Source organism: Rhodovulum sp. BSW8 (assembly GCF_003314725.1).
GTDB classification, from domain to species: domain Bacteria; phylum Pseudomonadota; class Alphaproteobacteria; order Rhodobacterales; family Rhodobacteraceae; genus Rhodovulum; species Rhodovulum visakhapatnamense.
Map to the genome: position 1 here is coordinate 162,278 of NZ_QNVX01000011.1, position 21,860 is coordinate 184,137.

At 67.5% G+C, this 21,860-nt stretch carries 22 protein-coding genes, 1 tRNA gene and 1 other RNA gene; 17 read left to right on the forward strand and 7 right to left on the reverse strand.

Translation table 11 applies throughout. The features are described 5' to 3' along the window. The first annotated feature begins 281 nt into the window (after nt 1-281). Nucleotides 282-746 carry an MmcB family DNA repair protein gene (locus DSD19_RS08035; protein ID WP_113669192.1) on the forward strand — a complete coding sequence of 155 codons (465 nt, stop codon included), beginning with the start codon at nt 282-284 and terminating at the stop codon, nt 744-746. Here DSD19_RS08035 and DSD19_RS08040 read toward each other — a convergent pair. Beyond that, nucleotides 721-939 (reverse strand): DUF6324 family protein, encoded by a 219-nt coding sequence (locus tag DSD19_RS08040; RefSeq protein WP_075787082.1) that lies wholly within the window; start codon nt 937-939, stop codon nt 721-723. The two genes, DSD19_RS08035 and DSD19_RS08040, sit on opposite strands and share 26 nt — an antisense overlap. A 189-nt stretch (nt 940-1,128) precedes the next feature. Between DSD19_RS08040 and DSD19_RS08045 the strand changes: the two genes are divergently transcribed. Next, nucleotides 1,129-1,205: transfer RNA gene (locus DSD19_RS08045), tRNA-His, on the forward strand. 163 nt (nt 1,206-1,368) lie between these two features. On the opposite strand, the gene DSD19_RS08050 is transcribed toward DSD19_RS08045, so the two are convergent. Both DSD19_RS08050 and DSD19_RS08055 read right to left on the reverse strand, forming a co-directional pair. Further along, a complete protein-coding gene (locus DSD19_RS08050) occupies nt 1,369-1,620 on the reverse strand; it encodes a hypothetical protein (protein ID WP_133260385.1) in 252 nt (83 codons plus the stop codon). Nucleotides 1,621-1,839: 219 nt separating this feature from the next. Further along, nucleotides 1,840-3,744, reverse strand: a complete 1,905-nt coding sequence (locus DSD19_RS08055) for a bifunctional 2',3'-cyclic-nucleotide 2'-phosphodiesterase/3'-nucleotidase (protein WP_256359745.1) — start codon at nt 3,742-3,744, stop codon at nt 1,840-1,842. Between the two features lie 249 nt (nt 3,745-3,993). Between DSD19_RS08055 and nudC the strand changes: the two genes are divergently transcribed. Next, the gene (nudC, locus tag DSD19_RS08060; protein WP_075787080.1) at nt 3,994-4,944 is read left to right on the forward strand and encodes an NAD(+) diphosphatase; all 951 of its coding nucleotides are present in this window, start codon (nt 3,994-3,996) and stop codon (nt 4,942-4,944) included. A gap of 34 nt (nt 4,945-4,978) precedes the next feature. Further along, a complete protein-coding gene (locus tag DSD19_RS08065; RefSeq protein WP_113669195.1) occupies nt 4,979-5,446 on the forward strand; it encodes an SRPBCC family protein in 468 nt (155 codons plus the stop codon). A 113-nt stretch (nt 5,447-5,559) separates the two neighbouring features. On the opposite strand, the gene rpsU is transcribed toward DSD19_RS08065, so the two are convergent. Further along, a complete protein-coding gene (rpsU, locus tag DSD19_RS08070) occupies nt 5,560-5,766 on the reverse strand; it encodes a 30S ribosomal protein S21 (protein ID WP_042458983.1) in 207 nt (68 codons plus the stop codon). A gap of 110 nt (nt 5,767-5,876) precedes the next feature. Between rpsU and DSD19_RS08075 the strand changes: the two genes are divergently transcribed. The 3 genes from DSD19_RS08075 to DSD19_RS08085 all read left to right on the forward strand — a co-directional run bounded on the left by DSD19_RS08075 (nt 5,877) and on the right by DSD19_RS08085 (nt 8,369). Further along, nucleotides 5,877-6,593, forward strand: coding sequence for a COQ9 family protein (locus DSD19_RS08075; protein ID WP_113669196.1), 717 nt, complete (start codon nt 5,877-5,879; stop codon nt 6,591-6,593). After that, a complete protein-coding gene (locus DSD19_RS08080) occupies nt 6,590-7,579 on the forward strand; it encodes an NAD(P)H-quinone oxidoreductase (protein ID WP_113669197.1) in 990 nt (329 codons plus the stop codon). Before DSD19_RS08075 ends, DSD19_RS08080 begins: the two co-directional genes overlap by 4 nt. A 124-nt stretch (nt 7,580-7,703) precedes the next feature. Further along, complete coding sequence (locus DSD19_RS08085) at nt 7,704-8,369, forward strand: hypothetical protein (protein WP_113669198.1); 666 nt, start codon at nt 7,704-7,706, stop codon at nt 8,367-8,369. A gap of 43 nt (nt 8,370-8,412) precedes the next feature. On the opposite strand, the gene DSD19_RS08090 is transcribed toward DSD19_RS08085, so the two are convergent. Continuing rightward, nucleotides 8,413-9,042: a ribonuclease T2 gene (locus DSD19_RS08090; RefSeq protein WP_113669199.1), complete on the reverse strand. Its 630-nt coding sequence runs from the start codon at nt 9,040-9,042 to the stop codon at nt 8,413-8,415. Between the two features lie 130 nt (nt 9,043-9,172). Here DSD19_RS08090 and DSD19_RS08095 point away from each other — a divergent pair, with 130 nt between their 5' ends. After that, nucleotides 9,173-9,937, forward strand: a complete 765-nt coding sequence (locus tag DSD19_RS08095; RefSeq protein WP_113669200.1) for a DUF1013 domain-containing protein — start codon at nt 9,173-9,175, stop codon at nt 9,935-9,937. 92 nt (nt 9,938-10,029) lie between these two features. Here DSD19_RS08095 and DSD19_RS08100 read toward each other — a convergent pair whose 3' ends face one another. Next, nucleotides 10,030-10,536, reverse strand: coding sequence for a cytochrome c family protein (locus DSD19_RS08100; RefSeq protein WP_075787073.1), 507 nt, complete (start codon nt 10,534-10,536; stop codon nt 10,030-10,032). 121 nt (nt 10,537-10,657) lie between these two features. On the opposite strand from DSD19_RS08100, the gene DSD19_RS08105 reads away from it, so the two are divergent. The 9 genes from DSD19_RS08105 (at nt 10,658) to DSD19_RS08145 (ending at nt 20,484) form a co-directional block, all read left to right on the forward strand. Further along, nucleotides 10,658-11,491, forward strand: a complete 834-nt coding sequence (locus DSD19_RS08105; RefSeq protein ID WP_075787072.1) for a prephenate dehydratase — start codon at nt 10,658-10,660, stop codon at nt 11,489-11,491. A gap of 86 nt (nt 11,492-11,577) precedes the next feature. Further along, an RNA gene (gene ffs / locus DSD19_RS08110) (signal recognition particle sRNA small type) lies at nt 11,578-11,676 on the forward strand. 147 nt (nt 11,677-11,823) lie between these two features. Then, nucleotides 11,824-13,584, forward strand: a complete 1,761-nt coding sequence (locus DSD19_RS08115; protein ID WP_113669202.1) for a DNA polymerase III subunit gamma/tau — start codon at nt 11,824-11,826, stop codon at nt 13,582-13,584. A 26-nt stretch (nt 13,585-13,610) separates the two neighbouring features. Then, the gene (locus DSD19_RS08120) at nt 13,611-13,955 is read left to right on the forward strand and encodes a YbaB/EbfC family nucleoid-associated protein (RefSeq protein WP_075787070.1); all 345 of its coding nucleotides are present in this window, start codon (nt 13,611-13,613) and stop codon (nt 13,953-13,955) included. A gap of 16 nt (nt 13,956-13,971) precedes the next feature. After that, complete coding sequence (gene recR / locus DSD19_RS08125) at nt 13,972-14,571, forward strand: recombination mediator RecR (protein WP_113669203.1); 600 nt, start codon at nt 13,972-13,974, stop codon at nt 14,569-14,571. 125 nt (nt 14,572-14,696) lie between these two features. Beyond that, entirely contained in the window at nt 14,697-16,646 is a 1,950-nt protein-coding gene (locus DSD19_RS08130) for an extracellular solute-binding protein (RefSeq protein ID WP_113669204.1), read from the forward strand. A gap of 19 nt (nt 16,647-16,665) precedes the next feature. Continuing rightward, nucleotides 16,666-17,766, forward strand: a complete 1,101-nt coding sequence (locus DSD19_RS08135) for a microcin C ABC transporter permease YejB (RefSeq protein WP_075787067.1) — start codon at nt 16,666-16,668, stop codon at nt 17,764-17,766. 1 nt (nt 17,767) lies between these two features. After that, nucleotides 17,768-18,877, forward strand: coding sequence for an ABC transporter permease (locus DSD19_RS08140; protein WP_113669205.1), 1,110 nt, complete (start codon nt 17,768-17,770; stop codon nt 18,875-18,877). Further along, the gene (locus DSD19_RS08145) at nt 18,874-20,484 is read left to right on the forward strand and encodes an ABC transporter ATP-binding protein (RefSeq protein ID WP_075787065.1); all 1,611 of its coding nucleotides are present in this window, start codon (nt 18,874-18,876) and stop codon (nt 20,482-20,484) included. Before DSD19_RS08140 ends, DSD19_RS08145 begins: the two co-directional genes overlap by 4 nt. Nucleotides 20,485-20,489: 5 nt before the next feature. Here DSD19_RS08145 and hemN read toward each other — a convergent pair whose 3' ends face one another. Next, entirely contained in the window at nt 20,490-21,845 is a 1,356-nt protein-coding gene (gene hemN, locus DSD19_RS08150) for an oxygen-independent coproporphyrinogen III oxidase (protein WP_113669206.1), read from the reverse strand. Nucleotides 21,846-21,860: the final 15 nt, after the last annotated feature.

Below are 21,860 nucleotides of genomic sequence, written 5' to 3' on the forward strand. Positions count from 1 at the left end.
GCGGTCCCGCCGGGACGCGGTCGACATCGACAAGGTGCGGAAGAACGGGCGGGACCACCGCAAACGTGGAGGCATTGCAATTCCCGAGGACCTGTTACTACAGGTGGGCGCCGGGTAACCGGACCAGGATCCGGACAGAGCCAGCTCCCTCGGATTTGCTTAAGGCCACCGGAATTTGACCTCTGCACGGGAAGGGCAGACCCCGCCTCGGCGATAGATAGGATGCCGGTGCCGTGCCGACAAGGCTTGTCGAAGGGCGGCGCGTCGATCATGGTCGCGCCATGTCCGATCCCGGCCCGATCCCGCTTGCCCCCGGCCAGCTTCTGGCCCGCGGCGTCTGCCGCCACCTGCGCGATCTGGGCTTTGCCACGGTCGAGGAACTGGTGCCCGCGCCGGGGCTGCGGGTCGACGTGATGGCGCTGGGCCCGAAGGACGAGATCTGGGTGATCGAGTGCAAGTCGAGCCGCGCCGATTTCACCTCGGACCGGAAATGGACCGGCTATCTCGACTGGTGCGACCGGTTCTTCTGGGCGGTGGATGCCGATTTCCCGTCCGAGCTGCTGCCGCTGGACACCGGGCTGATCCTTGCCGATGGCTATGGCGCCGACCTGGTGCGCGAGGCCCCCGAAGCCCGGCTGGCGCCGGCGCGGCGCAAGGCGCTGATCCACAGATTCGCCCGCCATGCCGCGCTGCGGCTGCAGGCGCTCCGCGATCCCGGGCTCAGCCCTTCGGCTTGGGGGGCTTGACCTTCTTCTCGGTCATGGCCCGCGCCTGCGCCGCGGCGGCGCGCAGTTCGTCCGCGATTTCCTCGGCTTCCTCGGGGTCGAAATCCATCGGGATCTCCAGCCCCTCGCCTTCGACATAGATCCGCACCATGCCAAGGCTGGTCGGTCCGATCTGCAGATTGGCGGCGAAATCGCTTTGCTTGTCGATGCCCATGGCGCTGGTTCCCCGGGGTGATGAAGCCGCCGGGTTACCGCGTTGGCCCGGGTCTGGCAAGGGTGGCGAGGGCGACGCGGGCCGCTCGGGGCCTGTTTATCAGGGGTGCGGCTGTCTTGCGATGGCGTGCCTGCGGTCGAGAACGGGTCTTGCAATCGCACCGGGGGGGCGCTAAATCGCGCGGACAGTGCCGCCTTAGCTCAGTTGGTTAGAGCACCAGATTGTGGATCTGGGGGTCCCCCGTTCGAGCCGGGGAGGCGGTACCAAAAACCCGGACGAAAATCGAACGCTCCGTCTTTGGTGTGGGATTATCGATCCGGCGGGATCACATCCCGCGTCATTCGCCGGGATCTGCAGCCGCATCCCTTCCCTGATCCGTCCAATGTCCCGCGCCGCCCCCGGATTTTTGTGCAGGGTCTGGAAAACCACCTAACGCGCCGGGGTCACGAAGATGCCTGCGACCGCCGCGGCCCGCATCCCGCCCCCGACCCCGAGGCTGCCAGCAGCAACCAGTCCCAAGATCGACCGTCGGAGGACCGGCGCGCGCGCCGCCGCCTCGGCCGTGCGAAAGGCGCCGTCGGCCTCCTTGACCGTGGTTTCGAACGGGTCCTTCTCGATGCGGAACAGCACCTGGGCCTTGGCAACCAAACCCCGGGGGTCGCAGCCGATCTTTCCAGGCATCCCGCGCATGCGCGGGAAAATCCGACGGGGACGGCATCTGCCGGGCCTGGGCTGCGTCGGCAAGTCAGAGCGTCCCAGGACCCAGGCGGCGTGCGGTCACGCCGAAATCCCTCCCCTTGGGCGTGCATCGGAGCGGGTCCGGGGATAGTTTTCCGGGTTTGGCGCTTTCTATGGGGGATTTCCGATCCGGGCGTTTCCCGACTGCCATTCGGACCGGCGCTAAAGCGAGATCCGCAGCCGCACAAAGCCATCGGGACCCTCGCCTGCGGGTTCGAGCGCGAGGTCGCGCAGCTCGTCGAGATGGTCGAGCGCGGCCGGGCTGGTGTCGAACAGGACGGTGGTGCCCGGCAGAGCCTCGAACCGCCAGGTGGCATCGGCCCGGGGCGCGACGGTGCCGTGCTCTGCGATATAGCGCAGCAGGACGTCGCGGTTCGCATCGGGCGCCTCGAACGCCATGCTTTCGACCCCTGTGCCCGGAAAGCCGCCGCCGCCGCTGGCCCGGAAACTGTTGGTCGCGACCACGAACTCCATGTCGTCGCTCACCGGCTGCCCCCGCCAGCTGAGACCCGCGATGCGCCCGGCAGTCGGGTCCACGAGCCGCCCCCCCGGCCCAAAGCGCGGCGGTCGGCTGAGGTCGATCCGGTATTCGACCCCGCCGATCACGTCGAAATCATAGCACGGGGCCTCGGGGTTCAGCAGGATCTGGTCGGGCTGGCCCGGCTCGATCCGGTTGAAGATCGCGGCCGAGCGCTCGAGCCAGCCGCGCAGCTGGGCGCCGGTGACACGCACCGCGCGCACCGTGTTGGGGTAAAGGTAAAGATCGGCGACGTTGCGGATCGCGATGTCGCCCACGGGGACGTCGGTGTAGTAATCGGGTCCGCCATGACCGCCCGCCTTGAAGGGCGCCGCCGCCGACAGCAGCGGCAGGCCTTCGTGGGGGGTGCCCTTCAGCATCTCGGCCAGGTACCAGCGCTGGGCATCGGCGACGATCTTGACCGAGGCGTCGTTCGTCACCAGCGAGAAATAGCTGTGCAGCGGCACCGCGGTGCGGCCGACGGCGCGGCGGGTATAGGCCAGCGTCTCGGCATGGGCGCGGGCCGCCGCGGTGATCACGGCGGGATTGCTGGGCGCCAGCGGCACGACCCCGCAGCCGGGCTTGCGGATGGCGATGGGGTGCAGCGTACTCTGGTGCTCGGCAACCCGCCAGCCCGGCCCGTCACGGTCCAGCAGCAGGTCGATCACGCCAAGATGCGACCCCCAGAAGCCGGGCATGACGGCGGGCTTGCCGCAGATTGTGCCCGCCTCGGCATCGACCCCGGCGATGCCCGCGAAATCGGGGCCGGGGAAGGTCAGGTGCTGATGGCCCGACAGGATCGCGTCGATCCCCTCGATCCCGGCCAGCGGCAGGCAGGCATTCTCCTGACGCGCGACATGGCCGGGCTCGCCGATGCCCGAATGGGCCAGCGCCACGACCAGATCGGCGCCTTCGGCGCGCATCTTCGGCACCAGAGCCCGGGCGGCCGCGACGATGTCGCCCCCCTCGGCCCGGCCGTCCAGATGGCGGCGGTCCCAGACCGCGATGGGCGGCGGCAGGAAGCCGATCACCCCGATCCTCAGTCGATGGGTCGCTCCGGCGCCATCGCGCACGGGTCTCTCGAGCAGCGTATAGCGGGGCAGGGCGGCCAGCCCGGGCGGGGCGAGCGGGCCGGGCAGCAGATTGGCCGACACGACCGGGAACCGCGCGCCATCGAGCGCGGTCAGCAAGAAATCGAGCCCGTAGTTGAAATCGTGATTGCCCAGCGTCGCCGCGTCATAGCCGACCGCATTCATCGCGGCGATCATCGGATGCATCTCGCCCGGGCGCAGACCGCGCTCATGGGCGATATAGTCGCCCATCGGGTTGCCCTGCAGGAAATCGCCATTGTCGAACAGAAGCGTATTGGCCGCCTCGGCCCTGAGCGCTGCGATCAGCGCAGCGGTGCGCGCCAGCCCGGCCGAGTCGATCGGCCGGTCGGAATAATAGTCATAGGGAAAGACATGCACATGCAGGTCCGAGGTTTCCATCAGCCGCAGATGCACGCGGTCGGCGGCGGGCGAAGCGGAAAATGGGTGCAGCGCGTTCAAGGATGCCCCCGCCTGGATGCCGGCCGACAAGAGGCGCGGCTGGCCGATACAAAACTAGCAGGGCCGCGTCCGCAGCCTGCCGGGGAAATGGCTTTGACTTGGGGGCGGAATGCGACCATCACCAGCCTGCGACAGTAAAGGGTTCGCGGGCGGATGGCGAGAGCCAATTCGCGTCAGACGAATGTCGGATTGTTAGCATTCGCCTCAGAATGACGCCCGCCCTGCACCATTGCAAGAAAAGGAGCGGCCATGCGACCGGCCGAGCAGGTGACTTTCGGAGGCGGCGGCCTGGACCGGGCCGCGCTCCGGCGTGGCGATGCCGTCTGGCTGGACGACGCCTGGGCGAAGGGGCGGGTTCTGCCGCTTTGGCGTGGCAAGCCGCTGTGTTGCGAGGATGGGCTTGGCTGGGTGCCCTGCGCGAACCCGGTTGCGGCTGAGCGGCGCGCGCGGGCGATCTTTCTCGGGCTGGCCGATGGCGCGCCGCATTTCGCCGTCGACATCTCGGACTGGCGCCCGGACGAGATCCCCGACACGCTGGGGCTGTTTCTCGATCCGTCCGAACAGCGCCATCCCGATCTGCCCGAGGATCACCTCTTTCGCGAGCTGCGCCGGGTCATGGCGGGGCTCGACCCGCTGCAGGCCGAACTGGCGGCGACCGCCAAGGGGATCTGCGAATGGCATCGCACCCACCGGTTCTGTTCGCGTTGCGGCCAGCCCAGCCGAATGGTCGACGCGGGCTGGCGCCGGGTCTGCGAGGCCTGCAGCACGCCGCATTTCCCGCGCACCGATCCTTGCGTCATCATGCTGATCCTTCATGGCAATTCGGTTCTGCTGGGGCGTTCGCCCGGCTGGCCCGAGGGGATGTTCTCGCTGCTGGCGGGCTTCATCGAACCGGGCGAGTCGGTCGAGGCCGCGGTGCGGCGCGAGGTCGCCGAGGAAACGGGCATCCGCGTCGGCCGGGTCCGCTATCTGGCCAGCCAGCCCTGGCCGTTTCCGGCCTCGCTGATGCTGGGCTGCCGAGGCGAGGCCCTGTCGCTCGACATCACCGTGGATCCGGCCGAGATCGCCGAGGCGCGCTGGGTTTCGCGTGAAGAGATGTTGGCGGTTCTCGCGGGCGAACGCACCGACATGCTGCCGCCCCGCCCGGGCGCGATTGCCGGGCACCTGATCCGCAGGTGGCTTGCGGACCGGCTGGATTGAGGCCAGAACGGTCAAAGCCAGCCCGGAGCCAGACATGCAGCTTACCGCCCGCGAAGACATTGCCGCGCCGATCGAGGAGGTCTTTGCCGTGCTGTCGGACTTTCCGCGGGTCGAGGCCGCGGCCGGTCGCCGCGGGGCAGACTTGCGCCGGCTCGACGACCGCAGCGAACCCGGGCCGGGCATGGCCTGGGCGGCCGAATTCACGCTGCAGGGCGCCCGGCGCGCGGTCGAGACCGAACTGGTCGCCTTCGAGCCGCCGCAACAGATCCGGCTGCAGTCGCGCTCGGGCGGGCTGCAGGCCGCCAGCGCCATCGAGCTTCAGCTTCTGGCGCCGCGCCTGACCCGGCTGGCGATCTCGATCGACCTGGCCTCGAAGACCATCGGTGCGCGGGTGCTGCTGCAGACGCTGCGGCTTGCCCATCACCGGCTGGCCGATCAGCTTGAGACCGCCGTCGCCCGGCTGGCCCGCGAGATCGAGGCGGGCCGCTTCCGCCAGGGCTGAGCCCCGGCCGCAAGGCAAAGATTTTCAGGGTGCCAGAATCGACAAACCCCCGGGCGGGGCCTCGGGGGTCGTCTCGCTGGAGCATTGCTGCTCCGGTTCGCATGCCGACGGTCTTACAGAAGACCTTCGCGCTGGGCTTTCTTCCGCGCCAGTTTGCGCGCACGGCGGACGGCTTCCGCCTTCTCGCGCGCTTTCTTCTCGGACGGTTTCTCGAAATGCTGCTTGAGCTTCATTTCGCGGAACACGCCTTCGCGCTGAAGTTTCTTCTTCAGAGCCCGAAGCGCCTGGTCGACATTGTTGTCGCGAACGCTGACCTGCATGTGGTTGTCACCACCTTTCTTGCTGGAGTTTCGAATTTCGCAGGAGGTGGCCGTATAGCAAAGCCGCGCGAACTTGTCTATAGAGGGGACCGTCGAAAGGAGGCCCCCGCATGACCGACACGCCCCAAGGCCTGGATGCCATCAAGCAAGAGCTTCTGGATGCTGCCCTGATCCACGTCCCGTTCGATGGCTGGAGCGAGGCCGCCTTCTGCGCCGCCATCGCCGATTCCGGCGCCGATGCCGCCATGGCCCGCGCGGCCTGCCCGCGCGGTGCGGTCGATCTGGCGGTCGCCTATCATTTGCGCGGCGACGACGAGATGGTGCGCCGCCTGACCGGAACCGATCTGTCCGCGATGCGCTTCCGCGACCGCGTGGCGCTTGCCGTGCGCTACCGGCTGGACGCGGCCGAGGACAAGGAGGCCGTGCGCCGGGGCGCCACGCTGTTCGCGCTGCCGCCTTACGCGGCCGAAGGCTCGCGCCTCGTCTGGGGCACCGCCGACCGGATCTGGACCGCGCTCGGGGACAGCTCCGACGACGTGAACTGGTACACCAAGCGCGCCTCGCTGGCGGCGGTCTATGGCGCGACCGTTCTTTACTGGCTTGGCGATGAAAGCCCCGGCCATGCCGAGACCGACGCCTTTCTGGACCGCCGGATCGGCGACGTGATGCAGGTCGAAAAGGTCAAGGCGCAGGTCAACAAGGCCTGGGTGCTCAAACCGCTGATGCTGGGGCCGAACTGGCTGGCGCGGCAGATCCGTCCGCCGCATCTGCGGCCGGAGCGGCGGCTGCCCGGCTCGGTCCGTCCCTGCCTGCCGGAGCGCACATGACGCTTCCGTCGACGATGCGGGCGGTCGAGATTTCCGAACCCGGCGGCCCCGAGGTCCTGCGTCCGACCGAACGCCCGGTGCCGGTGCCGCGGGCGGGCGAGGTTCTGATCCGGCTGGCCTATGCGGGGGTCAACCGGCCCGACGCGCTGCAGCGCGCGGGGTCCTACGCGCCGCCGCCGCAGGCCTCGGACCTGCCCGGGCTGGAAGGCGCGGGCGAGGTTGTGGCGCTGGGCGAGGGTGTGTCGGGACTGCGGGTCGGCGACCCGGTCTGCGCACTGTTGCCGGGCGGCGGCTATGCCGACTACGTTGCGACCCCCGCAGCGCATGCGCTGCCGGTGCCGGACGGGCTGGGGCTGAAAGAGGCCGCCTGCCTGCCCGAGACCTTCTTCACCGTCTGGTCCAACGTCTTCATGCGCGGCGGGCTGAAGGCGGGCGAACGGTTTCTGGTGCATGGCGGGTCCTCCGGGATCGGCACGACCGCGATCCAGCTGGCCTCGGTCTTCGGGGCGCGGGTCTTCGCCACCGCCGGCAACCCGACGAAATGCGCGGTCTGCCGCGATCTGGGCGCCGAGCGGGCGATCAACTACGCCAGCGAGGATTTCGTCGAGATTTTGCGGGCCGAGGGCGGCGCCGACCTGATCCTCGACATGGTGGGTGGCGACTATCTTCCGCGCAACGTGCGGGCGCTGGCCGATGACGGCCGGCTGGTGCAGATCGCCTTCCTGCAGGGGCCCAAGGTGGCGCTGAATTTCGCGCAGGTGATGATGCGGCGGCTGACCATCACCGGATCGACTCTGCGCCCGCAATCGGATCTGGCCAAGGCGCGGATCGCGGACGAGCTGCGCGGACGGGTCTGGCCGCTGCTGGCCTCGGGCCGCATCGCGCCGGTGATGGACAGCGAATTCGACCTGACCCAGGCGGCGCTGGCCCATGCAAGGATGGAACAAAGCGCCCATGTCGGGAAGATTGTCCTGAAGATCGCCTGAGACTGCCCTGCGGCCTGGAAACACACCGTTTCCGGGGCGCGTAAGGCCTTGCAAAAGCCATGAAATCATCACAATCCCGATCCCCGGTGGCAGGGGCCGCCGGGTTTTTGAAGGGGTGATTTCGATGAAGGGCATTTTCTCTCTCGCGGGGCTGGCGCTGGCCGCCGGACTGGGAACGGCGCAGGCCAGCACGCTGACGCTGGACTATACCGGGCAGACCCCCGGCGCGAAGACGGTCTATTATTCCTTCCACGGCCGGTCGGACTCGGTCAGTGCCGGACAGTTCGCCTTCGATGTCGCGGGGCAAAGCGACCCGCTTCTGGCCTGGTGCGTGGACCTGACCCATGCGCTGAGCAAGACCGCGACCGGCTACGCGACCGGCGCGTCGCTCTTCGGCAGCACCGTCCTGACCAATCTCGACCGCCTCTTCACCCAGCATTACGCCGATGTGGTCGACGCGGTCAGCTCGGCCGCGTTCCAGGTCGCGATCTGGGAGGTCGTCTATGACAGCAACAGCCTCAACCTCGGGCGCGGCGCTTTCCGCCTGAGCCGCTGGACCGACGACCGGGTCGAGCGCAAGGCCGCCGATTTCCTTGCGCTGACCGACGAGACCGGGGGCTATCAGCTGGACTTCCTGAAATCGACCTCGTGGTGGCGGCCGAGCCAGAGCCTTGTGACCGCGGTCGCCACGCCCGACCCGGCGCCGGTGCCGCTTCCGGCCCCGGTCCTGATGCTGGGCTCGGGGCTTCTGGCGCTGCTGGGCCTGTCCCGGCGCCGCAAGGCGGCCTGAGCGCCTCCGTCCGACACCATGCGGCCCCCGGTCCGGCTGACGGTCAGCGGATCGGGGGCATCGCCGCGTCGCGCAGCGTGCAATCCTCGACCGTGTCGGCGGCGCAGGGGCGGGGCCTCAGATCCTTGGTCAGGCAGATCCGCACCTCCTGGATGCGGCCCGCCTTGCAGGTCACCGTCAGCATGTCGGGCAAGAGGCCGGGATTGGCCTGCAGGAAGGCCTCTTCCACCACGCCCGCGGGCAGCCGGACCGGAGCCGCCAGCTTGCGGAAGGCGGGCGGCCGGATGACCGCGCCATAGGCCCGGCGCGCCGCGGCAAAATAGTCGCCCGCCGACAGGCCGGAACAGCGCCCGTGTTTCTTCCACTGATACCAGGCCGCGCCCGAACTGCCCATCAGATCGGCCATCCGCGCGGTCTGGGCGCGCGAGGGGTCGGGTTTCGCCCCGCGGCAATAGCCGGGCCAGCCCTGTTCGTATTGCGGCCAAAGCCCGTGCAGAACCCATCCCGCGCCCCCGCCCGGCGCGCAATGCGGGCTTTGCCGGGCCTCGCCCTCCAGCGCGCACCAGCTTGGCGCCCAGCTCAGCGCCAGCAGGTAATACGCGAAGTCCCCGGCGGGCTCGCCATCGGCGCGGGCCAGGGTCGCAGACAGCAGCAGCACGGCCAGCCAGCGCATTTTCTCTTTTCTCCGGGCGTTTCGCCGACTATATACACGGGAACTTCCCCGAAAACGAGGAACCGCGCCAATCCGGCGCAGCCGTTTCCCGGCCCGGGGAGCGCTATGGTCGCACGAGAGGAGAAGGCCGATGAACAAACCGATCATGGCCAAGGCCACCGCCGTCTGGCTGGTCGACAACACGACACTGAGCTTCCGGCAGATCGCCGATTTCTGCGGCCTGCACGAGCTGGAAGTGCAGGGCATTGCCGATGGCGACGTGGCCGGCGGCGTGCGCGGCTTCGATCCGGTCGCGAACAACCAGCTCGACCAGTCGGAAATCGACAAGGCCGAGAAGGACCCGCTTTACAAGCTGCGGCTCAAGTTCAACCCGGCCGCGCTGGGCGAGGAAAAGCGCCGCGGCCCGCGCTATACGCCGCTGTCCAAGCGGCAGGACCGGCCCGCCTCGATCCTGTGGCTGGTGAAGTTCCATCCCGAACTCAGCGACGGCCAGATCGCCAAGCTTGTGGGCACCACCAAGCCGACGATCCAGTCGATCCGCGAACGCACCCACTGGAACATCTCGAACATCCAGCCGATCGACCCGGTGGCGCTGGGGCTCTGCAAGCAGTCCGAGCTTGATTCCGCCGTGCAGAAGGCCGCCCGCAAGCGCGCCGCCGAAGGCGGCCTGATGACCGATGACGAGCGCCGCAAGCTGGTCTCGACCGAACAGTCGCTGGAAATGGGCACCGAGCCGCGCCTGCCCACCGCCATTTCGGGGCTCGAGACCTTCACCCTGACGCGCCCGGACGACGACGAAGAAGAGGACCGGTCGGTGCCGGATGCCGACAGCTTCTTCAACCTGCCCGATCACGGCGACGACGACGAAGACGACGACGACGATCCGCGCGGCTGATCCGCGGCCGGGCGATCCTCTCCGGACCAACAGAAACGGGCGGCGCGCTTTCGCGGGCCGCCCGTTCGCTTTTGCGGGACCTTCCCGAACGCTCAGTCGCCGAGCGAGTCGAGATAGGCGATGACGTTGGCGCGGTCCTGCGGGTCCTTGAGCCCGGCAAAGGTCATCGCCGTGCCCGGAACGACGTCGCGCGGGGCCGCGATGAACTCGTAGATCCGCTCGGCCGTCCACTCCCCCTCAAGCCCCGCCATCGCGTCGGAATAGGAAAAGTCGGCCACCGCATGCACTGGACGCCCGACCACGCCGTAAAGCGACGGCCCGACCGCGTTCACGCCCTCCTCGACCCGGTGGCAGGACTTGCACTGGTTGAAGACCCGCTCGCCCGCTGCCGCATCGGCCTGGGCCATCCGCTCTTCGAAGGTCAGCTCCTGTTCCGGTTCTGCCGGGGTCTCGGGCTCTTCCTCGATGACCACATAGGCGGGTTTTTCAAGCTCGGGCGGCGTGAAGTAGAATCCTCCCGCCCGATTGACCAGCACAAACAGCAAAAGCGCCCCCGAGCCCGCGCCCAGAAGCTTGGTGAAGCTCACCTTCCTCAGCATAAATTCGATCCCATGTTTTCCCGCGAACTTCCTATGTGCTTCCCCTTCGGCTTGGCAAGAAGTATTCAGTTTAACCATTGACCCGGCCGGTTCCGGCCAGCCAAAGGATTAAAGTCCCCCTATGACCAGCCGTATCGCCTTTCAGGGAGAACCCGGCGCCTATTCGCACCAGGCTTGCCACGACGCCCGCCCCGAGATGGAGGCGCTGCCCTGCCGGACCTTCGAGGACGTGATCGAGGCCGTGCGCAGCGGCATGGCCGATCTGGCGATGCTGCCGGTCGAGAACTCGACCTATGGGCGGGTGGCCGACATCCACCAGCTTCTGCCGGATTCGGGCCTGCATATCGTGGGCGAGGCCTTCGTCCGCGTTCATATCAACCTTCTGGCGGTGCCGGGCACGAAACTTGCGGGCATCCGCCGGGCGATGAGCCATACCGTCCTGCTGGGGCAATGCCGGGACTTCCTGCATGCGCATGACATTCACCGGGTGACGGGGGCCGATACCGCGGGTTCCGCCCGGCAGGTGGCCGAGATCGGCGACCCCGAACTTGCCGCGCTCGCGGGCGATCTGGCGGCAGAGATCTACGGGCTTGAGGTGCTCGCCCGCCATATCGAGGATCACGACAAGAACACCACCCGCTTTCTGCTGATGTCGCGCGAACCCGACCGGACGCGGCGGGGCGATCTGGGGATGATGACCACCTTCGTCTTCCGGGTGCGCAACATTCCGGCCGCGCTTTACAAGGCGATGGGCGGCTTCGCGACCAACGGCGTCAACATGACCAAGCTGGAAAGCTACATGGTCGACGGGTCCTTCACCGCGACCCAGTTCTACGCCGATATCGAGGGCCATCCCGACGACCCCCATGTCGCCCGCGCGCTGGAGGAGCTCGACTACTTCACCTCGCATCTCGACATTCTCGGGGTCTACCCGGCCGACCGCAAACGCAGCTGACCCGGGCGCGCGGGCCGGATCGGACCGCGACTCCCGCTAATGGCCCGACCCTTGCGAATCCGCCGCGTGACGTCTATGTAACGCCTCGAGAGGTTGGCGCGGGCGAGCGCCTCGCCAACCCGGTCAGGTCCGGAAGGAAGCAGCCGTAACGAGCCCCGTTCGGGCCGCTGTCCAGCCTCTCACCTTATCCCCGGCAGGCGTTCAGGTGTTTTGCAGTCCGGCAGCGGGCGCTTCGGTCCGGCGGTCTCTGCCGGGGACTGTCCGCGATCCGCTGGACGCCGCCCGGGTCTGCGCCTACCCTGTCGCCCGGACCCGCGATTTCGAGAGGACCCATGGCCGACCCCCAGGGCACCGCCTATCAGGTGCTGGCGCGCAAGTACCGTCCCGCCACATTCGCCGATCTGATCGGGCAGGATGCGATGGTGCGCACCCTCAAGAACGCCTTTGCCGCCGACCGGATCGCACAGGCCTTCATCATGACCGGTATCCGCGGAACCGGCAAGACGACGACCGCGCGGATCATCGCCAAGGGCATGAACTGCATCGGCCCGGACGGGCAGGGCGGCCCGACGACCGAGCCCTGCGGGCAATGCGAACATTGCCGCGCCATCGCCGAGGGCCGCCATGTCGATGTGATGGAGATGGACGCGGCCTCGCGCACCGGCGTCGGCGATATCCGCGAGATCATCGACAGCGTGGCCTACCGGGCGGCCTCGGCGCGCTACAAGATCTACATCATCGACGAGGTTCACATGCTGTCGACCAGCGCGTTCAACGCGCTGCTGAAGACGCTGGAGGAACCGCCCGCCCATGTGAAATTCATCTTCGCCACCACCGAGATCCGCAAGGTGCCGGTCACGGTGCTGTCGCGCTGCCAGCGGTTCGATCTGCGCCGGATCGAGCCCGAGGTGATGATCGCCCATCTGAAAAAGATCGCGGGGCTCGAATCCGCGCCCATTTCGGACGAGGCGCTGGGGCTGATCACCCGGGCCGCCGAAGGGTCCGTGCGCGACGCGATGAGCCTTCTCGATCAGGCGATTGCCCATGGTGCGGGCGAGACCACGGTCGATCAGGTCCGCGCCATGCTGGGGCTGGCCGACCGGGGCCGGGTGCTCGACCTGTTCGACATGATCATGGCGGGCGATGCGGCCGGCGCGCTGGGCGAGCTGGCCGGGCAATATGCCGACGGGGCCGATCCGCTGGCGGTGCTGCGCGATCTGGCCGAGATCACACATTGGCTCAGCGTCATCAAGATCGCGCCCGAGGCCGCCGACGACCCGACCGTCGGCCCCGACGAACGCGCCCGTGGCCGCACCATGGCCGAGCGGCTGTCGATGCGGGCGCTGGCGCGGATGTGGCAGATGCTGCTGAAGGCGCTGGAAGAGGTCTCGATGGCGCCGAATGCGATGATGGCGGCCGAGATGGCGGTGATCCGGCTGACCCATGTCTCGACCCTGCCCGCGCCCGAGGATCTGGTGCGCAAGCTGCAGGAAAACCCGCCCTCCGGCCCCGCGCCTGGCGGCCCCGCGCCCTCCGGCCCCGCGCCGTCTGGCGGCGGCGGGATGCAGGCGCAGGCCCGGGGCGTCCCGGTTCATGCCGCGCCCTCGGGCGGCGGCGCCGTCACCGCGCTGGCCCGCGCGCCCGATCAGACGCTGGCCCTTTACCCCAGCTTCGAGGCGGTGGTCGAGCTGATCCGGGCCAATCGCGACATGGTGCTGCTGGTCGAGGTCGAGGCGGGGGTGCGGCTGGTCAGCTATTCCCCCGGCCGGATCGAGTTCGAGCCCGCGCCCGGCGCGCCCGCCGATCTGGCCCAGCGGCTGGGCCAGCGGCTGCAAAGCTGGACCGGCGCGCGCTGGGCGGTTTCGGTCGTGGGCAAGGGCGGTGGCCCGACCATCGACGAGACCCGCAACGCCGCCGAGGCCGCGCGCAAGGCCGAGGCCGCCGAACATCCGCTGGTCCGCGCCGTTTTTGCCGCCTTCCCCAAGGCTGAAATCATCGACATAAAGCCGCCCGAGGTCCTGGCGGCCGAGGCGGCGGCCGAGGCTCTGCCCGAGGTCGACGAGGAATGGGACCCGTTCGAGGACGACGACTGAACGCATAACAGGCGAAGGAGACACGCATGTTCAAGGGAATGGGCGGCCTTGGCGATATGGCCAAGATGATGAAAGCCGCGGGAGAGATGCAGGGCAAGATGGCCCAGCTTCAGGAAACGCTGGCCACCACTCTGGTCGAGGGCGAAAGCGGCGCGGGTCTTGTCAAGGCCACGGCGACCGCCAAGGGCACGCTGACCGCGCTGTCGATCGACCCGTCGATCTTCAATCCCGATGAAAAGGAAGTGGTCGAGGACCTGATTCTGGCCGCGATCAAGGACGCCCAGCAGAAGGCGATGGAAAAGACCAAGGAAGAGACCCGCAAGCTGACCGAGGAAATGGGTCTGCCTCCGGGGCTCGGCCTGCCGGTCTGATCCCGGGGCCCGGCCGATGGCCGACCGCCCGCACGAGATCGACGCGCTGATCGACATGATGGCACGGCTGCCGGGGCTTGGGCCCCGGTCGGCCCGCCGTGCCGTGCTGCATCTGGTCAGGAAGCGCGCGGTCCTCTTGCTGCCGCTGGCCGAGACCATGCGCAAGGTCGGCGAGGCGGTGCATGACTGCGCCGTCTGCGGCAACATCACCACCGCCGATACCTGCGAGATCTGCGCCGATCCGGCCCGCTCGAACGGCGAGATCTGCGTCGTCGAGGACGTGGCCGATCTTTGGGCGATGGAACGCGGCGGCGCCTTCGGCGGGCGCTATCACGTGCTGGGCGGCACGCTGTCGGCGCTCGATTCGGTCGGGCCCGAGGATCTGCGCATTCCCGATCTGGTCGAACGGATCGGGCGCGAGGGGATCACCGAGGTGATCCTGGCGCTGAACGCGACCGTCGACGGCCAGACCACCGCCCATTACATCGCCGAGGAACTGGCCGAGACCGGCGTGCGGCTGAGTTCGCTGGCCCAGGGCGTGCCGATCGGGGGCGAGCTCGATTATCTTGACGACGGCACGATCAGCGCGGCGTTGAAGGCGCGCCGGGGGCTCTGAGCCCTGCCTTGCCCCCCGCGATTGCGGCAGTCTCACGGAATCTCAACTTGAACCTGCGGCGCCCGGGCCATTAGCTAGGGCCAGGTCTCGCGTCCGTCCGACCGCAGAAGACAGGGAGTTTGCCGATGCCCACCCCCCGCCGCCATCCGCACCGTGCCGATCTGCCGGTTCCGGCCAGACCTGCGTCCCGCCATCCGGTCCGGGCGCTTGCGCTGATGCTGGCGCTGCTGCTGGGCGCGGGTCCGGCGCTGGCGCAGGATGCGCCCCCCGCTGCACCGGCGGCGGACAGCACCGAGACCGTCATCAGGACCCATGCCTTTTCGGAACTGGGCCAGCCCAAGTATCCGGCCGATTTCCAGCGGCTCGATTACGTCAACCCGGACGCGCCCAGGGGTGGCGAGATCTCGATCTGGGCGCCGGGCACCTTCGACAGCTTCAACCCCTTTACCCGCAAGGGCCGGGCCGGGGCGCTGGCGACGATCAACATCGAACGCCTTATGACCGATGTCGCCGACGAGCCCGGAACCTCGTACGGTCTGATCGCCGAAAGCCTCGAATATCCCGAAAGCGAGGACTGGGTGATCTTCAACCTGCGGCCCGAGGCGCATTTCAGCGACGGCACGCCCGTGACCGCCGAGGACGTGAAATTCACCTTCGATCTGCTGATGGAACAGGCGCTGCCGTCCTATCGCGAGGCGGTCAAGAAGCTGGTCTATTCGCCCGAGGTGCTGGATACCTACCGGATCAAGTTCACCTTCAAGCCGGACGTGCCGCGCGACGGGCTGATCAGCCAGATGGGGTCGAACCCGGTGATGTCGAAGGCCTGGTTCGAAAAGACCGGCGCGCGTCTTGATGAAAGCAGCCTGACCCCGATCATGGGCACCGGGCCTTACGTGCTGGACAGCTACGACATCAACCGCCGCATCGTCTACAAGCGCGACCCCGACTACTGGGGCAAGGACCTGCCGATCAATGTCGGGCGGTACAATTTCGACCGCATCCGGGTCGAGTATTTCGCCGATTCCATCGCGGCGCTCGAAGGCTTCAAGTCGGGTGCCTACACCTTCCGAGAAGAGGACAGCTCGAAGACCTGGGCCACGGGCTACGATTTCCCGGCGGTGGCCGCGGGCTGGGTAAGGAAGGACGAGCCCCATGACGGCAACCTGCCGCCCGACAGCGGCTGGATCTTCAACCTCGCCCGGCCGCAGTTTCAGGACTTGCGGGTGCGGCGCGCCATCGGGCTGATGTACAATTTCGAATGGACCAACGAGACGCTGCAATTCGGCCTCTTCAAGCAGCGCAGCTCGTTCTGGGAAAACAGCGACCTCGGCGCACCCGATGCGCCCCCCGAAGGCCGCGAGCTTGAACTGTTGCAGGAGGTCGCGGACCATATCGACCCCGCGATCCTGACCGAGCCGCCGGCGCAGGCCCATACCTCGGGCGACCGTCAGCTCGACCGGCGGAACCTGCGCCAGGCCTCGCAGCTGCTGGACGAGGCGGGCTGGGTCGCGGGCGATGACGGGATGCGGCGGAACGCCGATGGCCAGATACTGAAGCTCGAGATCCTCGACGACAGTCCGGTGACCGAACGGATCGCGCTGCCCTTCGTCGACAACCTGCGCGCGCTGGGCGTCGATGCCAGCTTTTCGCGGGTCGATCCCTCGCAATTCACCAACCGCAGGCGCGCACGCGACTACGACATGATCCTTGCAAGCTACCAGACCAACCTGGTGCCGGGGCTGGGCATGCAGCAGCGGTTCGGGTCGGCCGATGCCGAATACAGCCTTTTCAACCCGGCGGGTTTTGCCAATGAAGGCGCCGACATCCTGATGCAGCACCTCGTCTCGGCCCGGTCCGAGGACGAGTTCCGCGCCGCGACCCGGGCGCTCGACCGGATCTTCCGGCACGCGTATTTCGTGGTGCCGACCTGGTACAAGGATGTCCACTGGGTGGCCTATTTCGACATGTACCGCCATCCCGACGCGCTGCCGCCCTACGATCTGGGCTATCTCGATTTCTGGTGGTACGACGCCGACCGCGCGGCCGAGCTGCGCGCGGCGGGCGCGCTGCGCTGACAGGGACAGACCGGACCAGATGGGCGCCTATATCCTCCGCCGGCTGCTGCTGATCGTGCCCACGCTGATCGGCATCATGATCATCAACTTCACCCTGACGCAGTTCGTGCCGGGGGGACCGATCGAACAGATCATCGCCCAGATCGAGGGCGGGGGCGACGTGTTTCAGGGCTTTGCCGGGGGCGGGGCCGATGCGCAGAACCAGCAGATGAGCACCGCGGCGGGCGGCGGCAGCGACAAATATGTCGGCGCCCGCGGCCTGCCGCCCGAATTCATCGAGGAACTGGAAAAGGAATTCGGCTTCGACAAGCCGCCGCTGGAGCGGTTCCTGACGATGATGTGGAACTATGCGCGGTTCGATTTCGGCGAAAGCTACTTCCGGTCGGTCTCGGTCGTCGATCTGGTGCTGGAAAAGATGCCGGTGTCGATCAGCCTGGGGCTCTGGTCCACGCTGATCGCCTACATGGTCTCGATCCCGCTGGGCATCCGCAAGGCGGTCCGGGACGGGTCGGGCTTCGACACCTGGACCTCGGCGGTCATCATCGTGGGTTACGCGATCCCGGGGTTCCTGTTCGCGGTGCTGCTGCTGGTGGTCTTCGCGGGCGGGTCCTACCTGCAATGGTTCCCGCTGAGGGGGCTTGTCTCGGACAACTGGGCGGACCTGAGCTGGCCCGCGAAGATCCTCGATTACTTCTGGCATATCGCCCTGCCGGTGATCGCGACGACGATTTCCAGCTTTGCCACGCTGACGCTCTTGACCAAGAATTCCTTCCTCGACGAGATCAAGAAGCAATACGTGGTGACCGCCAAGGCCAAGGGCCTGTCCGAGGCGCGGGTGCTGTACGGCCATGTCTTCCGCAACGCCATGCTGATCGTGATCGCGGGCTTTCCGGGCATGTTCATCGGCGTCTTCTTCGGCGCCTCGATCATCATCGAGACGATCTTCTCGCTGGACGGTCTGGGGCGGCTCGGCTTCGAGGCGGCCGTGGCGCGGGACTATCCGGTGATCTTCGCGACGCTCTACGTCTTCGGGCTGATCGGGCTGCTGGTCGGCATCCTGTCCGACCTGACCTATGTGCTGGTCGATCCCCGGATCGACTTCGAAAGCCGGGAGACCTGACATGGCCTGGCTGTCTCCCCTCAATCAGCGGCGCTGGCGCAACTTCAAGCGCAATCGCCGGGCGCTCTGGTCGCTGGCGATCTTCGGCGTGCTGTTCGGACTGTCGCTCTTTGCCGAGCTGCTGGCGAACGACAAGCCGATCTATGTCAATTATCGCGGCGAGAGCTTCTTTCCGATCTACCGGTTCTACCCCGAAACCGCCTTTGGCGGCGATCTGCGGACCGAGGCGGTCTATCGCGACATCGAGGTGCAGTGCCTGATCGTCACCGGCGGGCTTGACGCCTGCTGGGACGACCCCGAGGGCCTGATCGCCGATGCCGCCGACGGCATGGTCGAGGGCGAGCCCATCGCGAAGGGTCAGATGATCTGGCCGCCGATCCGCTACAGCTACAACACCGTCAACGACATCCAGGGCACCGCGCCCTCGGCGCCGGATGCCCAGCACTGGCTGGGCACCGACGATACCGCGCGCGACGTGCTGGCGCGCGTGATCTACGGGTTCCGGCTGTCGATCCTGTTCACGCTGATGGTGACCGGCATCGCCTCGGTCATCGGTATCCTGGCGGGCGCGGTGCAGGGCTTCTTCGGCGGGCTGATCGACCTGATCTTCCAGCGGGTGATCGAGATCTGGACCTCGACGCCCCAGCTTTACATCATCATCATCCTCTTCGCGGTGCTGGGGCGCAGCTTCTGGCTGCTGGTGTTCCTGACCGCGCTCTTCGGCTGGCCCGCGCTGGTCGGCGTCGTCCGCGCCGAATTCCTGCGCGCGCGCAACTTCGAATATGTCCGCGCCGCCCGGGCGCTGGGCGTGTCGAACTGGACGATCATGTTCCGCCACATGCTGCCCAATGCCATGGTGGCGACGCTGACCATGCTGCCCTTCATCATCACCGGCACCATCGGCACGCTGGCCTCGCTCGACTTCCTGGGCTTCGGGCTGCCCTCCTCGGCGCCCTCGCTGGGCGAGCTCACGCTGCAGGCCAAACAGAACCTGCAGGCGCCCTGGCTGGGCTTCACCGCCTTTTTCACCTTCGCGATCATGCTGTCGCTGCTGGTCTTCATCTTCGAGGGCGTCCGCGATGCCTTCGACCCGAGAAAGACGTTCCAATGAGCCCGGTCCTGAAGGTCGAGAACCTGCATGTGTCCTTCCAGCAGGACGGCCGGCAGGTCCCAGCCGTCCGGGGCGTCAGCTTCGAGATCGGGCGCGGCGAGACGGTGGCGCTGGTCGGCGAATCCGGGTCGGGCAAGTCGGTGACGGCGCTGTCGACGGTCGGGCTTCTGCCCGGGGCGGCGACGGTCTCGGGCTCGATCGTCTATGAAGGCGAGGACCTGGCCGGCGCGCCGGAAAAACGGCTGAGGCAGGTTCGGGGCAACGATATCAGCTTCATCTTCCAGGAGCCGATGACCTCGCTCAACCCGCTGCACACGCTGGAAAAGCAGATCGCCGAAAGCCTTGCGCTGCATCAGGGGCTGACCGGGGCGGCGGCGCGCGCGCGCATCCTCGAACTTCTGGCCCGGGTCGGCATCCGCGACCCCGAAAGCCGCCTGGGGGCCTATCCGCACCAGCTGTCGGGCGGCCAGCGGCAGCGGGTGATGATCGCCATGGCGCTGGCCAACGGGCCCGACCTGCTGATCGCGGACGAGCCCACCACCGCGCTTGATGTCACCATCGAGGCGCAGATCCTCGACCTGCTGGCCGAGCTCAAGCGCGAAGAGACCATGAGCCTTCTCTTCATCACCCACGATCTGAACGTGGTGCGCCGGATCGCCGACCGGGTCTGCGTGATGAAGGACGGCGAGATCGTCGAAACCGGCCCCACGGCCGAGATCTTCCGCGCGCCGCAGCACCCCTATACCCAGAAGCTTCTGGCCGCCGCCGCCGTGGGCGGTCCCGATCCGGTCAAGCCCGACGCGGCCGAGATCGTGCGCACCGATGCGCTGAAGGTCTGGTTTCCGATCCAGCGCGGCTTCATGCGCAAGACCGTGGGCCATGTGAAGGCGGTGGACGGGGCCGATATTTCGGTCCGGGCGGGCGAGACGTTGGGGGTCGTGGGCGAGTCGGGGTCGGGCAAGACGACGCTGGCCTTGGCGATCATGCGGCTGATTTCGTCGGAGGGGCGGATCGTCTTTCAGGGGCAGGGTATCGACGGGCTGAAATCGCGGCAGATCCGGCCGCTGAGGCGCGACATGCAGATCGTCTTTCAGGACCCGTTCGGCAGCCTCAGCCCGCGGATGACGGTCGAACAGATCGTGGCCGAGGGGCTTGGGGTGCACGGGGTCCGGCCGGGGCGGACGGCGCGCGAGGATGTCGCGCAGATCCTGGCCGAGGTCGGACTGGACCCCGCGATGATGCACCGCTATCCGCACGAGTTTTCGGGCGGACAGCGTCAGCGGATCGCCATTGCGCGGGCGATGATCCTGCGGCCGCGCATGGTGGTGCTGGACGAACCGACCTCGGCGCTGGACATGACGGTGCAGGTACAGATCGTCGACCTGTTGCGCAGCCTGCAGCGGAAATACGACCTGGCCTATCTGTTCATCAGCCACGATTTGCGCGTGGTGCGGGCCATGGCGCACAAGGTCGTGGTCATGCGGATGGGCCAGATCGTCGAGGCGGGAGAGGTCGAGGCGGTCTTCGAGGCGCCGAAGACGGACTATACGCGCACCCTGATGCGGGCGGCCTTCGCGGCGTCCGGGGAAACCCCGGGCGCCGCCTGAAAGCGTCAGATCGCCGAGCTGTGGCCGGCTTTCGACAGGTCGTAGGCGTCGAAGCCACGGGCGATCATCCGGGTCAGCGGCTTGCCGTGTTCCGGCACCGTCAGCCCGTCATTGCTGAGGTCGATGAACCCGGCGAACCGGTCGGCGACCTCCTGGAACATCGCGTTCAGATCGGCTTTCGAGATGCTGAAACTCTCGGTGATCTCGGCGGTCGAGATGTGGAAGTCGCACATCAAGGCCTCGATCATCCGCGAGCGCATCTTGTCCTCGTCGCTGAAGACATGGCCCCGGCCGGTCGCAAAGCGCCCGTCGCGGACCCGCGCGGTATAATCCGAGGTGCCCGACAGGTTCTGGGCATAGCCCTGCGGGAAGCGCGAGATCGACGAGGCGCCCAGGCCGATCAGCGCGGCCGCGGTGTCGTCGGTGTAGCCCTGGAAGTTCCGGCGCAGCTTGCCCGCGTCCAGCGCCCGGGCCAGCCCGTCATCGGGCCGCGCGAAGTGGTCGATGCCGATTTCGCGGTAGCCGTCCCACAGGAACAGTTCCTTGGCGGTTTCGTAAAGCTTCAGCCGGGTTTCCGGGGTCGGCAGCGCCTCGGCCGGGATCATCGACTGGCGCCGGGCCATCCACGGCACGTGGGCATAGCCGTAAAGCGCGACCCGGTCGGGCGACAGCGACATCAGCTTCTGCACCGATTCGGCGATCCGCTCGTTCGACTGGTGCGGCAGGCCGTACAGGATGTCGGCGTTCAGCGAGGTGATGCCCTTGGACCGGATCAGATCGACCGCGTCGCGGGTGATGTCATAGCTCTGGATCCGCCCGATCACCGACTGGATCTGCGGGTCGAAGTCCTGGATGCCGATCGAGGCGCGGTTCATGCCCGCCTTGGCCAGCACGTCCAGCCGGGCCTCGTCGATCTCGTTCGGGTCGATCTCGACCGAGAACTCGCCCTGTTCGTGCATCGGCGCGACGGCGAAGATCGCCTCGGTCAGCTGTTTCATCATGTCGGCCGACATCAGCGTCGGCGTTCCCCCGCCCCAATGCAGGCGCGACAGCGTCACGCCCTCGGGCAGCCGCTTGCCCAGCATCGCGATCTCGGTCTTCAGCGTCTCGAGATACGCTTCGACCGGCGCGTCGGACCGGGTGCCCTGGGTGCGGCAAGCGCAGAACCAGCACAGCCGGCGGCAGAACGGCACGTGGATATACAGGGAAATCTGCGAACCGGGCTCGATCTGGCCGATCCAGCCGGCGAAGTCTCCATCGTCCACCGACGCATTGAAATGGGGTGCCGTCGGGTAACTGGTGTACCGGGGCACCTTGGCGTCGAATAGACCGAGACGGGTGAGTTGCGATTCTGTGCTCATTCGACTAGCGTTAGG

Coding starts and splice junctions, on each gene's coding strand:
- DSD19_RS08035 (WP_113669192.1), top strand. CDS start 282: ATGTCCGATCCCGGCCCGATCCCGCTTGCCCCCGGCCAGCTTCTGGCC.
- DSD19_RS08040 (WP_075787082.1), bottom strand. CDS start 939: ATGGGCATCGACAAGCAAAGCGATTTCGCCGCCAATCTGCAGATCGGA.
- DSD19_RS08050 (WP_133260385.1), bottom strand. CDS start 1,620: ATGCCTGGAAAGATCGGCTGCGACCCCCGGGGTTTGGTTGCCAAGGCC.
- nudC (WP_075787080.1), top strand. CDS start 3,994: ATGCGACCGGCCGAGCAGGTGACTTTCGGAGGCGGCGGCCTGGACCGG.
- DSD19_RS08065 (WP_113669195.1), top strand. CDS start 4,979: ATGCAGCTTACCGCCCGCGAAGACATTGCCGCGCCGATCGAGGAGGTC.
- rpsU (WP_042458983.1), bottom strand. CDS start 5,766: ATGCAGGTCAGCGTTCGCGACAACAATGTCGACCAGGCGCTTCGGGCT.
- DSD19_RS08075 (WP_113669196.1), top strand. CDS start 5,877: ATGACCGACACGCCCCAAGGCCTGGATGCCATCAAGCAAGAGCTTCTG.
- DSD19_RS08080 (WP_113669197.1), top strand. CDS start 6,590: ATGACGCTTCCGTCGACGATGCGGGCGGTCGAGATTTCCGAACCCGGC.
- DSD19_RS08085 (WP_113669198.1), top strand. CDS start 7,704: ATGAAGGGCATTTTCTCTCTCGCGGGGCTGGCGCTGGCCGCCGGACTG.
- DSD19_RS08090 (WP_113669199.1), bottom strand. CDS start 9,042: ATGCGCTGGCTGGCCGTGCTGCTGCTGTCTGCGACCCTGGCCCGCGCC.
- DSD19_RS08095 (WP_113669200.1), top strand. CDS start 9,173: ATGAACAAACCGATCATGGCCAAGGCCACCGCCGTCTGGCTGGTCGAC.
- DSD19_RS08100 (WP_075787073.1), bottom strand. CDS start 10,536: ATGCTGAGGAAGGTGAGCTTCACCAAGCTTCTGGGCGCGGGCTCGGGG.
- DSD19_RS08105 (WP_075787072.1), top strand. CDS start 10,658: ATGACCAGCCGTATCGCCTTTCAGGGAGAACCCGGCGCCTATTCGCAC.
- DSD19_RS08115 (WP_113669202.1), top strand. CDS start 11,824: ATGGCCGACCCCCAGGGCACCGCCTATCAGGTGCTGGCGCGCAAGTAC.
- DSD19_RS08120 (WP_075787070.1), top strand. CDS start 13,611: ATGTTCAAGGGAATGGGCGGCCTTGGCGATATGGCCAAGATGATGAAA.
- recR (WP_113669203.1), top strand. CDS start 13,972: ATGGCCGACCGCCCGCACGAGATCGACGCGCTGATCGACATGATGGCA.
- DSD19_RS08130 (WP_113669204.1), top strand. CDS start 14,697: ATGCCCACCCCCCGCCGCCATCCGCACCGTGCCGATCTGCCGGTTCCG.
- DSD19_RS08135 (WP_075787067.1), top strand. CDS start 16,666: ATGGGCGCCTATATCCTCCGCCGGCTGCTGCTGATCGTGCCCACGCTG.
- DSD19_RS08140 (WP_113669205.1), top strand. CDS start 17,768: ATGGCCTGGCTGTCTCCCCTCAATCAGCGGCGCTGGCGCAACTTCAAG.
- DSD19_RS08145 (WP_075787065.1), top strand. CDS start 18,874: ATGAGCCCGGTCCTGAAGGTCGAGAACCTGCATGTGTCCTTCCAGCAG.
- hemN (WP_113669206.1), bottom strand. CDS start 21,845: ATGAGCACAGAATCGCAACTCACCCGTCTCGGTCTATTCGACGCCAAG.